At 70.6% G+C, this 12,778-nt stretch carries 11 protein-coding genes; all 11 read right to left on the bottom strand.

The window, feature by feature from the left end; genetic code table 11:
- Window positions 1-147: 147 nt before the first annotated feature.
- On the bottom strand, window positions 148-1,668 hold the full coding sequence (locus ABD357_RS30165; RefSeq protein ID WP_344394182.1) for a N,N-dimethylformamidase beta subunit family domain-containing protein: 1,521 nt from the start codon (window positions 1,666-1,668) through the stop codon (window positions 148-150).
- Between the two features lie 226 nt (window positions 1,669-1,894).
- Window positions 1,895-3,733 (bottom strand): M48 family metalloprotease, encoded by a 1,839-nt coding sequence (locus ABD357_RS30160; RefSeq protein ID WP_344394181.1) that lies wholly within the window; start codon window positions 3,731-3,733, stop codon window positions 1,895-1,897.
- 271 nt (window positions 3,734-4,004) lie between these two features.
- A complete protein-coding gene (purD, locus tag ABD357_RS30155) occupies window positions 4,005-5,258 on the bottom strand; it encodes a phosphoribosylamine--glycine ligase (RefSeq protein WP_344394180.1) in 1,254 nt (417 codons plus the stop codon).
- Window positions 5,259-5,478: 220 nt separating this feature from the next.
- Window positions 5,479-7,935, bottom strand: a complete 2,457-nt coding sequence (locus tag ABD357_RS30150; RefSeq protein WP_344394179.1) for a SpoIIE family protein phosphatase — start codon at window positions 7,933-7,935, stop codon at window positions 5,479-5,481.
- A gap of 434 nt (window positions 7,936-8,369) precedes the next feature.
- On the bottom strand, window positions 8,370-9,791 hold the full coding sequence (locus ABD357_RS30145) for an ATP-binding protein (RefSeq protein ID WP_344394178.1): 1,422 nt from the start codon (window positions 9,789-9,791) through the stop codon (window positions 8,370-8,372).
- Window positions 9,792-9,855: 64 nt separating this feature from the next.
- Window positions 9,856-10,122 carry a WYL domain-containing protein gene (locus tag ABD357_RS30140; protein WP_344394177.1) on the bottom strand — a complete coding sequence of 89 codons (267 nt, stop codon included), beginning with the start codon at window positions 10,120-10,122 and terminating at the stop codon, window positions 9,856-9,858.
- Entirely contained in the window at window positions 10,095-10,919 is an 825-nt protein-coding gene (locus ABD357_RS30135; protein ID WP_344394176.1) for a helicase-associated domain-containing protein, read from the bottom strand. Before ABD357_RS30135 ends, ABD357_RS30140 begins: the two co-directional genes overlap by 28 nt.
- Entirely contained in the window at window positions 10,909-11,496 is a 588-nt protein-coding gene (locus ABD357_RS30130) for a hypothetical protein (RefSeq protein ID WP_344394175.1), read from the bottom strand. Before ABD357_RS30130 ends, ABD357_RS30135 begins: the two co-directional genes overlap by 11 nt.
- Complete coding sequence (locus tag ABD357_RS30125; RefSeq protein ID WP_344394174.1) at window positions 11,487-11,648, bottom strand: hypothetical protein; 162 nt, start codon at window positions 11,646-11,648, stop codon at window positions 11,487-11,489. The genes ABD357_RS30130 and ABD357_RS30125 overlap by 10 nt, the downstream gene beginning before the upstream one ends.
- Window positions 11,649-12,059: 411 nt before the next feature.
- A complete protein-coding gene (locus ABD357_RS30120) occupies window positions 12,060-12,482 on the bottom strand; it encodes a PIN domain nuclease (protein WP_053752750.1) in 423 nt (140 codons plus the stop codon).
- Window positions 12,479-12,694, bottom strand: a complete 216-nt coding sequence (locus tag ABD357_RS30115) for a type II toxin-antitoxin system VapB family antitoxin (protein WP_307662469.1) — start codon at window positions 12,692-12,694, stop codon at window positions 12,479-12,481. The genes ABD357_RS30120 and ABD357_RS30115 overlap by 4 nt, the downstream gene beginning before the upstream one ends.
- Window positions 12,695-12,778: the final 84 nt, after the last annotated feature.

Raw genomic sequence — 12,778 nt, 5'->3', positions numbered from 1 at the left:
CGGTTGAAAAAGAGGTGCGCCCGGAGGGCCCGAGTAGGGCGGTGGTGGGTGACGGGTGGGCGCAAGTGGCTCGATTCTCCCGTATGCGGGGGGTTGATTCGCGCCGGGGCTCGTCGGGAAGAGCTGCCCGGGTCGGCAGGGATGAGGTCAGTCGCGCTTGCAGATGCGATCCACCAGGTTGGCCGTGGCTCGCTGGATGCGCTCGTCGACGTGGCCCGGGCGGTCCAGAGCCGGGGACCAGGCGAAGGTGCCGGAGGCGAAGACCAGGGCGCCGGAGGGGGCGCGGTACAGGGACGTCTCCTGATGGCAGAGGGCGCCTTCGGCGTCGCGGTACGGGGAGTGGGCCAGGAGGATACGGCGCTGGTGCTCGGGAAGCGGGGTGCGCGGGAAGTAGCGGTCGGCCTCGCCTGCGACCAGGCCCTTCAGTTCGTCGCCCTCGTGAGCACCGGTGGCCTCCCACAGCCAGTGTTCGGCGTTGCGGACGACCAGGGGGTGCGGTTCGGGGACCCGGCCCGCGTACTGGATGCCCAGGAGTTCCTGCTCCGGGCGGTCGAGTTCGCGCCAGAGGGCGGGTTTTCCGGGGCCGCGGCGTTTTAGGCAGGTCAGGAGGCGGTCGGGGACACCCGACGGGGAGGGGCTCAGCTCCGCCTGCCAGTACATGGTGTTGGCGGAGAGGAAGACGAGCGAGGTGCCGTGTTCGCGGGCGAGTTCGGTGGTGCGGCGCATGGGCACCGACCAGTACTCGTCGTGACCGGGGAAGACCAGGCCGCGGTAGCGGGTGGGGTCGACGCGGCCGGCGTGCAGGTCGCGGGCGTCGGCGTAGGCGAGGTCGTAGCCGTAGCGCTCGGCCCAGCGGATGAAGTCGTATGCGTGGCCGACGTGCAACGGCAGGCCCGCGCCGGCGTACGGCCGGTCGAACGAGACCGTCGTCGCGGCGTCCGCCTCGCCGAGCAGTCGGCCGTTCTCGTCCCAGGCGTGGTAGAGGCTCGCGCCGGTGCGGCCGTCCTCGGGATACAGGTTGTACGCCTGCCAGGTGACGTCCGGGAGGAGAAGCAACAGGTCTGCTGGGTGGGTGTCGCGGACCGTGAAGGGGACGTGGGAACGGTAGCCGTCGACGGTGGTGAGGACGGCGACGTATGCGCCGATGCTCCAGTAACTCGGGATCTGCAGGCGCCAGGAGAGCCACCAGTGGTGGCAGGAGACTGTGCGGTCGGCGGTGAGCGGGGGCAGTTGCACAATGCCCTGGAGGCGGGGGCTGGTGGTGATCTTGCTGGCGCCTTCGCCCGCGTAGTGACCGATGCGGTAGACGTCCACGCTGAACTGCTGGGGCGGGTCGACGGTGACGTGAAAGTCGATGGCCTCGCCCGGCGCTGCCGCGCCGGTGGAGGTGAAGCCCTTGATCTGACGGTGGACGTCGTCGGCCGAGCGGGGGCCTCCGGCGGTTCGGGGGGTGGGGATCTTGGGTGTACGGGTTGCTGTCCGGGTTGTTGCGCGGGGGGTGGCGGCCGGGGTGGGGTCCACGTCCACGTACCAGGGGACCACCTGGCCGGTGTCGTCGAAGTAGTGCTCGCTGCCGCGCAGCCAGGGGACGGGGCCCTGGCCGAAGGGGTCCGTCACGGCATGCGCCAACGCACCCGATTCCCAGCGGCGGATGTGCTCCGAGCCCATGCGTTGTCCCCTCCCTGGTGCCCCCGTAAGGCCTTGCTGCGCGTATGACGCGGTATCAGGACATCACATTACGGAGGCATGAGGTTACGTTTTGTTGTTATCGCCCCCGCCGCCCCTACCCGTCCGGTCACTGGGGCTGCGCCCCGGGCCCCCGCCAGGGGGTGGGGGGTGACAGTCGTGTCGCTGCTGCGGGTGCGTTGTGGCTGGTCGCGCCCGACAACGAACCTCAGACCAGCCGAACCGGCTTCTCCGCGCGGATGCCCGCCTTGCGAAGCCAGTCCCGCAGGGGTGTGGGGTCGCCCCCCTCTATGAGGGCCAGGACCCGCGGTGTGAGGTCGGCGGAGCGTTCGCCGTTGACGAGGAGGGACGGGCCGTCCAGCCAGTCGAGGCCAGGGCTCGCACCGGCCGTGTCCATCGCAGCGCAGCAGACCATCGCCGTGACATGGTCCGTGAGGACTTCGCGCGCTGTCCGCGGCTGCTGCAGCGGAAAGAGCGGCAGCGTTCCGTCGTCCCAGAGAGCGGCGTCCGGCCCGCTCTGGACGGCGGGGACGCCATTCGGCGGCGACGCCGGACGTATCGCCGGCGCGGCAGCCTCCTCACGGGCGAGCTCCGCGCTGAGGCCCGCTGCCAGCGCGGCGGTCCGCGCGTTGGCGACGCCGCCTCCGTCGTCGTCGTCCTCGTCCTCGTACGCACCGTACGGAACGCCCGGTTCGGCGAGGGCCGCCTCCCGAGGGACCCGCGCCTTATCGCCGCCCCCCGAACCGCCGGAGGCCCCCGCTCCCGTCAGAGCCGTCAGGTGATCCATCACCCGAGCCAGCGTCGGTCCCCCGGGCGCCAGGACCGTCGGATCCGAGGAGCGGCTGACGCCCTGCGCGTCCAGCACCCGGTGCAGCCGAGCCGCGTCCATACGCCACTTACGGTCGACGACCTCATCGGGGTACTCACCCCAGTCCACAGGTGCCCAGTCGGGGCCAGCGTCGGCGGGGCCACCGTGGAAGAGGCGAGCGGCCAGGAGGGAGGCGGCCTCGTCGATCACGCCGGGCTCTTCCAGGAGGTCGCAGGCCGGGCGCTCGCCCAGGCGGGAGGCGAAACCCTCGGCGAGGCGGTCGCGCCGGGACAGTTCGGTGAGGGCCGCGACGACGCCCGCGTCCAGGCGGGACGGCCAGCGGCCCATACGCCAGGCAGGCAGCGCGACGCGGGTCAGCAGCCGGTCCCAGCCCGCATACGCGAGCCCCACCTGCTCCTGCGCGACAATCCGCAGACCGTAGTCCACAGCCTGTGCACGGTCGGCTGCCGCCGCCGCAACGCCCCGCTCCATCTCCGCCGCATGGCCTCGGCAGCTGCGCAGGAGCAGACGCGCGACCCAGCCGACACCGGCGAGGGCCACGTGGGTGACACCTCCACGTGCGGGGGCGGCCGTCACCGCCACCGCCGCGTCGAGGCCCCGTACAAAACGGCGGGCCGCGGCTATGTCGGGGTGCGCCGACGGTCCCGTACCCGCGACGACCGGGGCGAGGACCGCGCGCAGCTCACCGACGCGCATCCACCACAGGAAGGGCGAGCCGATGACGAGGACGGGCGCGGCGGGCGTACGGGTCTGGAGGCCGCGTACACCTGCTATCTCGTCCGGGGATTCCGGACGGGGCGGGCCGTGGGCCCGGTGGGTGCGGTCCTCCAGCCAGCTGTCGCAGTCCGGGGTGAGCGCTATCGCGGAGGGGGCGGGCACCTCGAGGCGGTCGGCCAGGTCCCGCACCATGCGGTACAGATCGGGCGCGGACTCCTCGGAGATCGGGATCGTGGGGCTCACGGCCGGCCGGGAGCGGGCGACGACCAGTGCGATGCCCGCGGCGGCGAGGAGGGCCAGGAACGCGACGGCGGCCAGGATCCAGCTCGCGAGCCGCCAGCCCCCGCCGTCCACATGGTCCGTGGCCCCGGCGACGAGCAGGACGACGGCGACGGCCGTGGGCAGCAGGGCGACGGCCAGCGCCCTGCTGCGGATACGCAGCACGGCGAGAGCCCGGGAGCGCGCACTCTGCGCGCCCGCCTCCACACCCGTACCGGACACGACCGGTGTCACCCCCTAAAGCCGCCCGGCGCGTGCATACCGAGCCACTGCCGGCGGACGTCCATGGCGTTGCTCACTCCCCCACTGTGGCACCCAGGACTGACATCGCAATGCCGGTGGGCCAAGTGCCGGACCGCTTGCGCCGCACCCTAGTTGGGGCTCCGGCCCACGTCAGCCGGATAGAGGATCGGTCACTCGATGGAATGGCTTTGGGGAGAGGTGGCTGACGGGAGGGGTGAGAAAGGCCTGACGGGAAGGGTGAGAAGGAGGGTTACGATCCGGCCGCCGCCTTGGCCGCGATGTCCGTGCGGTGATGCGAGCCGTCGAGGCGGATGCGGTCGACGGCCGCGTATGCGCGTTCGCGGGCCCGGACCAGGTCCGTACCGCTCGCCGTGACGGAGAGCACACGACCGCCCGCGCTGACGATCGCGTCGCCGTCGCGCCTGGTGCCGGCATGCAGGACGTACGCATGCGGAGCGTCCTGTGCGGCCACCTCGTCGAGGCCCTCGATGGGGTCGCCGGTGCGCGGGGTGGCGGGGTAGTTGTGGGAGGCGATGACCACTGTGACGGCCGCGTCGTCGCTCCAGCGCAGGTCCGGGAGGTCGGCGAGCGTGCCCTGGGCGGCGGCCAGGAGTACGCCCGCGAGCGGAGTCTTCAGGCGGGCCAGAACGACCTGGGTCTCGGGGTCGCCGAAACGGGCGTTGAACTCGATGACCCGTACGCCCCTGCTGGTGATCGCCAGGCCCGCATAGAGGAGGCCGGAGAAGGGGGTGCCCCGGCGGCGCAGCTCGTCGACGGTCGGCTGGAGGACGGTGTTCATGACCTCCTCGACCAGGTCGGCTTCCGCCCACGGCAGGGGGGAGTACGCGCCCATGCCACCGGTGTTGGGGCCCTCGTCGCCGTCCAGGGCCCGCTTGAAGTCCTGGGCGGGCTGCAGCGGGACGACGGTCTCGCCGTCCGTGATCGCGAAGAGGGAGACTTCGGGGCCGTCGAGGAACTCCTCGATGACCACGCGGTCGCAGGCGTTGGCGTGCGCCCTTGCCTTCTCGAGGTCGCCGGTCACGACGACACCCTTGCCGGCCGCGAGACCGTCGTCCTTCACGACGTACGGAGCGCCGAAGGCGTCGAGCGCCTCCTCGACCTCCTCGGGAGTCGTGCAGACGTAGGAGCGGGCGGTCGGGACGCCCGCGGCCGCCATCACTTCCTTCGCGAAGGCCTTGGAGCCCTCGAGCTGCGCGGCCTCCTTGGAGGGACCGAACGCCGGGATGCCCGCATCGCGCACGGCGTCGGCGACCCCTGCGACGAGCGGTGCCTCCGGGCCTACGACGACCAGATCGGCGTCGAGCTCCGTGGCCAGCGCTGCCACGGCCTTGCCGTCGAGGGCGTCGACCTGGTGCAGCTCGGCCACCTCGGCGATGCCCGCGTTACCGGGGGCACAGTGCAGGGCGGTGACGGCGGGATCGAGGGAGAGAGAGCGGCACAGGGCGTGTTCGCGGGCACCGCTGCCGATGACGAGGAGCTTCACGGGGTCAGCCTAACGGGCTGCCTCCGCCGGTCGGGCGGGCTACGGGGGTGGTGGGTTGGGGTGCCGTTCGGCGGGTGAGGATTGTGTGTGGCTGGTCCCGCTTCCGGTCGCGGACGTCGCGGGCCTCGCGGCCTTTCGCAGTGCCCTTGGGCTCGCGTCGGCGTTCTCCTCACACGTAGGTGCCGCATCGCGTAGCGCGCCGAGCTGCCGCAGGCCGGCGTCAGCTGTACTCGACACTCTGTTCCGCCCAGATCGTCTTGCCCTTGGTGGTGTGGCGGGTGCCCCAGCGCTGGGTCAGCTGAGCGACCAGGAGCAGGCCTCGGCCGCCCTCGTCGTAGGTGCGGGCGCGGCGCATGTGGGGTGCCGTACTGCTGGCGTCCGAGACCTCGCAGATGAGACTCCGGTCGTGGATGAGACGCAGCTGGATGGGCGGCTCGGCGTGCCGTATGGCGTTGGTGACCAGTTCGCTGACGATCAGCTCGGTCACGAAGGCCGCATCAGTCAGGCCCCACGCCGCCAGCTGACCGACGGCGTTCTTGCGGGCCTCGGCAACGGTGGCGGGGTCCGGGGCCACCTCCCAGGTGGCGACCCGGTCGGCCTTGAGTGCCCGGGTGCGGGCGACGAGGAGGGCCACGTCGTCGGCGGGCCGACCGGGGAGCAAGGTGGCGATCACCGTGTCGCACAGCACGTCCAGGGAGACCGCGGGACCGGCGAGGACCCGCTGCAGCCGGGAGACGCCGTCGTCGATGTCGTAGTCGCGGGACTCGATGAGGCCGTCGGTGTAGAGGGTGAGCAGGCTGCCCTCCGGCAGTTCCGTCTCCATCGCCTCGAAGGGCAGTCCGCCCAGGCCCAGCGGCGGTCCCGCCGGAACGGCGAGCAGTTCCGCGGTGCCGTCCGGGCTCACCACGACCGGGAGCGGATGCCCGGCCCGGGCCAGTGTGCAACGGCGGGAGACGGGGTCGTACACAGCGTAGAGACAGGTCGCCCCGACGTCACCCGTGGTCTCCCCTTCTCCGGCGTTCCCGGCGGTCCGCTCCGCGCCCTCCGCCTCCAAGGCCAGGCGGCCCACCAGGTCGTCGAGGTGAGTGAGCAGTTCGTCCGGGGACAGATCGATGTCGGCGAGAGTTCGTACGGCCGTACGCAGCCGTCCCATGGTTGCGGCGGCGTGGATGCCGTGGCCCACGACGTCGCCCACGACCAGCGCCACCCTGGCTCCGGACAGCGGGATCACGTCGAACCAGTCTCCGCCCACCCCGGCCCGGGCACCGGCCGGGACGTAGCGGAAGGCGACGTCCACCGCGGTCTGTTCCGGCAGCCGCTGCGGCAGCAGGCTGCGCTGCAGGGTTACCGCCGTGCTGCGCTCGCGGGTGTAGCGGCGGGCGTTGTCGATGCAGACCGCCGCCCGGGCCGCCAGTTCCTCGGCCAGCACCAGGTCGTCCTCCTGGAACGGGTCGGGGTGCCGGTGACGAGCGAAGACGACGACGCCCAGCGTGGCTCCGCGTGCCGTCAGAGGCACGGTCATCACCGAGTGGAAGCCGAATTCGCGGATCCGGGATGACCGGAGCGGATCCTCGGCCACCCAGTCGGCGATCGCCGGCTCGGTCACCTGGTACAGCACGGCGCGTCCCGACCGCAGACTCTCACCCGGAGGGGACCCCTCCGGGTACTCGTCCACCTCGCCCGGCGCGATGACCGCCTCGGGGCTTCCCGGATACACGGATTGGTGGGCGATGCGCCGCAGCGCGAGACGGCTGCCCGCCATCAGCGCTTCCGGGGACTGCTCGGGCAGGCCGTCGAGGGACACCAGGAGATCGACGCTGATGAAGTCGGCGAGTCCCGGAACCGCCACGTCCGCCAGCTCCTGCGCCGTCCGCGTCACGTCGAGCGTGCTGCCGATACGGGTACTGGCCTCGGCGATCAGCTGAAGGCGCTTGCGGGCCCAGTACTGCTCGGTCATGTCGTGCCCGGTGGACGCCACGCCCAGGACCCGGCCGTCCGGGTCCTCCAGGCGGTAGAAGTGGACCGACCAGGCGTGCTCACGGGTCTCGCCGGGGGCGCGCGCGTGGTTCTCCATGTACTGCGTCTCGCCGGTTTCCAGGGCCCGCCGCATCCGCCGCTCGGCTACTTCCGCCACCGGTTCGGCGAGCACGTCCGTCAGCCGCAGCCCACGCATGTCGTCGTCGCTCAGGCCCAGTGCGTCCTGCCCGGACCGGTTGGACCGGCGGAAGCGCAGGTCCGTGTCATACACCGAGGTCGCGCAGCACGGGGAGTCGAGCAAACCCCGCCTCACGAGCGCCTCGTCGTCACGATGGGGCTGCGCCCCGGTCACGGCGGAGACCAGGAGCCAGTCGCGGGGCCCGTCGTCAGGTGTCCTGTGATGCGCCAGGACCCTCGCCTCCAGGCGGTAGCCGTCGCGGTGCCGGAGAGCGAGAGTGCCGTGCCACCTCTGCAGTGCCGAGAAGGCCGGGAGGTCGCTCGTCGTGGGCTCCTCGGCGAGGAGTGAGGCCGCCGGCCGGCCCAGGATCTGCGCCGACGCATACCCGAGCAGGTGCTCCGCACCCTCACTCCACCCGATCACGGTGCCGTGTTCGTCGACGTTGGCGCGTGCGGTGAGCTCCTCGCCTACGACGTCCCCGACGGAACGCGCTTCCTGGTCGTCGACGGCACGCCGTTCCATGGTCGCTCATCTCGCTCTCGTCGCGTTCTCGACCGCGCTGAGATCCGCACAGCTCAGGGCACGTGTCGGCGTGGCACTCGAGAGCGCACCACACACCCCGACATTCGATCCTTTTTGGTACTTACCCGCCAGATCACCATCATCACGCACGAAATACCGAACCCCCAGATCAGCGACCTGGGTTGTTGCGGCATGGTCCGGACCACTCGATGTGGGTTGCTCAGTGGTGGGCATGTACGACGGCGTGCACGCACGCCGAAGGGCCCCACCGCGAACGGTGGGGCCCTTCGACATCGTCCAAATGTTCGTCTGGGAGTTCAGGAGTGATCAGGAGCGTTCTGGCCTGCGGCAGAGTGGGGCTGGGGGTAGGTGGCGGACGGCGCTGGACGGGGGTGAATGCAACCAGAACTGCAACCAGCGGGGCCGGTCCCTGCTCACGCCCTGCGCCAGGCACTGAGCAATTCCTCGGGACCGTACGCCGCCTGGAGCCCGGAACAACTGGTCCCGTTGCGGGAGACCGCCACGAGCGGAACGGGCTCGTCGGTGATTGCCGCCCGGTGCTTCTGCAGCGCGGCCAGGTCATGGCTGTCGAACGCGGAAGTCTCCAGCCACTTGACCGACCCCAGAAAGAGCAACTGCCTGGCCACCGGCTGCCGGTCGGCGCCCACCAAGTCGATTTCGACGTCGTTGCTGCGGGTCCAGTACCCGCCGATCGCCGGGGCGGCGGGCAGGAGCCCGTCCGGCAGGAGACGGGCGAGGGATTCCCGGACCAGCGGTTCGATCGCTCGGCCCCGCCAGCTGGTCCACTGCTCCTTGATCCGGGCCAGAGTGAGATCTCCTCGCATTCGCTCGATCTCCGCCATGTGCGGATCCAGAAACGCGAGCCAGAACCGCAGGTAAGGGTCGGCCACCCGGTAGCGGCGTTCCTTCGACGGCCGTATCGAGAGCGGCAGCTCGGCTGCCACCACCCGTTTCCCTGTCAGGACATCCGTGGCTCGAGTGAGAGTGGTGTGGGCGATGCCGCCGGCGGCGCGCGCGATGTTGGTGAACGTTCGCTCCCCGCTTCCGATGGCCCGCAGCACTTCCCGGCTCATCGCCTGCGGTGGGAACTCAGCGGCCAATGAGCGCTCGGCGGAGACCAGCAGCGCCGAGATCGGGTTGTCCAGCGAGTCGCGGAGGAACTCCCAGACATCCGCTCCCGCCCGCCACTCCGCGCAGATCAGCGGGAGACCGCCCGTGATGAGGGCGGCGTCGAAGGCGGCCGCCGGCGACAGGTCGAGCATCTCGCCGATGTCGGCCGGGTTCAGCGGCCCCACGACCATTTCCCGGCCGCGCTGATGGAAGGGGCGGTCGTAGCTGTTCAGCGCCTCCATCATCGACAGGTCGGATCCGACCAGGAGGAGGAGTACCGGCTTACGGCTGAGCAGCCGGTCCCATGCCCGCTGGAGCATGCCCTCGAAGGCGTCGATGCGGTCCATGAGATACGGAACCTCGTCTATGACGACCACGCTCGGGCTGTCATCGGGCAGGATCTCCGCGAGCAGCCTGAATGCCGCATTCCACTGCTCCGGGGTTTCCTCCTCAAACAGTTCCCGCCCCGGCAGCGTGGACCTGGCGACGGCGTCGAGCAACTCCGTCAGTTCGTCCTGAGCCGTGCCGCCCGCAGCGGTGAAGAAAAGGTACGGCGTCTCGGTGCGCCGGAGGAACTCCTCGACGAGGCTGGACTTGCCGACCCGCCGCCTTCCTCGCATGAGGATGCACTGGCCCGGCTTCGCTGGCCCGACGGCATCGCGAACCGCCTGCAAGGCGTTGCCGAGCACGTTCAGCTCGCGGTCCCGCCCAATGAAACGGCGCATGACGAGCCTCCTGCAGAAGATGGTATCGAGAGAGATACTATCTCGATCGATACCATCTTCCTTCTCATTCGGGCACGCTCATGAAGCTGTGGAGGCGGGAAAGGGTGAAGACCCGTTCAGCGTCCCTGAGGTGGCACCAGGCTTCGAGGTAGGGCGGGTCGAGCATGAGGCGGCTCAGAGTACGCACGGTCCGATTGCCGGAGGTGGCGACGTACTCGACGGTGATGGCCTGACCAGTATCGATGGCGGGGGCGAGCTGGCGGACGTCGCCGTACAGCAGGCGCTTCACCCCCCCTGCGACGATCACCTCGGTGTCCGTGGCGAAGGGCACTCCTCCGTCGAACGGCGCCGGTTCGGGGGTCGTGGGCGGGGCGGCCAGCAGCTGGGCCGCCAGGGTGTTGCAGTCGATGGCGGCGGATGCCTTTGTCGCACGCGTGGCAGCGATCCGGCCGCTGTCCTTCGCGCTGGTGCCGCGCAGAGGTGGAACGGGAGCGGTGCCCCGCCGAGGCTGGGCCTTCTCGACGCGTACCGTGCCCTCGACTGTCTCGGCGACAGGGGCGTATCCCTCGGCCCGGAGCGCGGCGACAGTCGTGTCGAGTGGGCGCGGCTGATCAGCACCGTCGGTGCCAGCTGCCGTAGCCCAAGCTTGGCGAGCTTTCGGTGGGCAGCGAGTTCCGCCAGGAGCACGGGCTCGTCGCCGTGGCGGACGCAGGCGGCGGGGGCGATGCGTACACGCCCGTGGCCGCGCGGGGTGTCGGCGATCAGGTACGACAGCGGCTGCGGCAGAGGCCCGGCGGCGACAGCGGTCAGGTCGGCTTTGATGTCGTCGGGGATACGGCCGGTGTCCAAGGCCCGGCGGATACTGCCGGCGCTGAACCGCCACACCGATGCCGTGCCGCTGGTCTCCCGGTCGGCGACTGAGTCCAGGAGTGCGGCCAGCCGCGCGGACGGTGTGCCGGTGACAACGGCAGTGAGGTCGGCGCCGATCCGGGCCACTGCGGTGGCCGGGGGCAGCAGCAGCCGGCACTCGGCGCTCAGTCCCTCCGTGTCGTCGGCCCGCAGGTGGACGCCAAGGGCGGAGAGGGCGCCGCGAGCGAGTACGCCGAGGAGTTCAGCCTCACGGATCACGGCGGCGAACGGCGTTCCGTCCTGGGGGGACGAGTCGGCAAGCGGGCGGTGCCAGGCGATCAGGGGCCCCAGATCCGATCGGATGCCCGAACATGATGAACTGCGCGGGCTCCCCCGGCGCAGCCTCCGCTCGGCGTTCGAGCAGTTCCCGGGCCGCCGCAGGGGCCTTGGCGACCACTGAGGCGATCTGCCCCGGGTCGCTGTGGTGTTCCACCAGTGTGGCGAGCCGCTGCGGCTTGGTGCCCGGCGGCTTGACGCCCAGTGCCGCCAGCATTCCGCGCAGCTCGTCGGAGGTCGTGCCCGCGAGTAGTTCCTCCAGCGGGGCATCCAGCCCCAGGGGCCCGTCCCATCCCTGCCGCAGCGGTCCGGCCATGCGGAGCTTCTCCGTGCCGTCCGGCCAGACCAGAGCATGGTCGGCCGGCGCCTCCAGCACCGCCTCCAGTTCGCGGGTGGTTTCGTCGTGCGCCGCTCCCAGCAGTTCCGCCAGGGCATCGCGCGATGCGGGCGCACCCAGCGCAGCCAGCGCCTCGGCCACCTGGAGGTGCGGCAGCGCGAGCCGCGGCAGGATCAGGGCCACCGATCCCGGGCGCTGAAGACGGTCTCCGCCAGTTCCCCCACCGAGCGCGGCTCCGGAGGGGACACGGCGTCCTTCCGCGTCCCGAGTACGCGTGCCAGACGAGAGGCGTCGAGGCTGCCCGGCCATGTCGCCAGCGTTGATCGGGACTTCATGCGGGGTGCACCTCGTCGGACCTGGGAGCGTCGCAGCGGCGCGGGAGCCCCGGCGCCGGGTTCAAGGATGGCGTATCCCCGTGATCCGCGGGTGCCGCATGAGGGCAGGTTCCCCCTTGTCCCCGGAAACGCCCCCTGTGGACAAAAACCAGGACAACGAGGGCTGAGAAGCACGTCGAAGGGCCCCACCGCGAACGGTGGGGCCCTTCGACATCGTGCCCGGTGAGGCACTGGCGGAGGATACGAGATTCGAACTCGTGAGGGGTTGCCCCCAACACGCTTTCCAAATGTTCGTCTTGGGGTACAGGGGTGTGCGGGAGTGTTCTGACCTGCGGTGCGGCTGTGGCAGGTGGAGCTTCTGAACGGTGCTGTACGGAGGTGAATGCAACCAGAACTGCAACCATCGCCCGCCTATTTGCCGCTCTCCGGGCCGTACCACTGGAGAGCCTGGCCGGTCACTGCCGCGATGCAGGCGAAGTCGTGGTCACGGTGCAGGAGGGTGAGCCCTTGCAACTCGGCCGTCGCGGCGACGACGAGATCCACCGCACCCGCACTGCGATGCTTTCCCTGTTTGGTGAGAGCTTCCTGGACCTGCCAGGCGCGGTCGTAGGCGCGGTCGTCGACGGGAACCCAACCGAAGATCAGTCGCATGTCCTCGATGCCGCGCGCCCTGTCGGCGGCCGACCGGGCGCTGTAGAAGAACTCAAGCTCGGTGATCGGGCAGGTGGCGATGAGCCCGGCGGCTGCCGCCTGGTCCCAGCCGTACTGCTCCGCGTCCTCGCGCATGAACCGAGCGAGCGCGCTGGTGTCGATCAGGAACTGGGCCGCGTTCACCGGCGGTAGTTCCCCTTGTTCTCGAACAGCTCCAGATCGAATGCGCCGTCCCCGGCCGAGGCCCGCAGCCGGGCGAGAGCCAGGGCGCGACGTCGACTCTCCAGCACCTCGCGAAGGGCGGTGTTGACTGTCTCCTTCTTGGTGCTCGTCCCGAGGGCTTTGGCTACGTCCGCGACCAGGTCGTCGTCCAGGTCGATAACCGTCCGACTCACGAGTGCCTCCCAGATATCAAATGTGGGGTTAAGTATACCTCGTGAGGTGCCCCGCGAGGTGGCATAACCGGGCATCCGGGCACC

The organism is Streptomyces vastus, assembly GCF_039532825.1.
In the GTDB taxonomy this organism is placed as follows: domain Bacteria; phylum Actinomycetota; class Actinomycetes; order Streptomycetales; family Streptomycetaceae; genus Streptomyces; species Streptomyces vastus.
The sequence above is the reverse complement of the archived record's forward strand: the minus strand, read 5'-3'. Positions and strand labels throughout refer to the sequence as shown.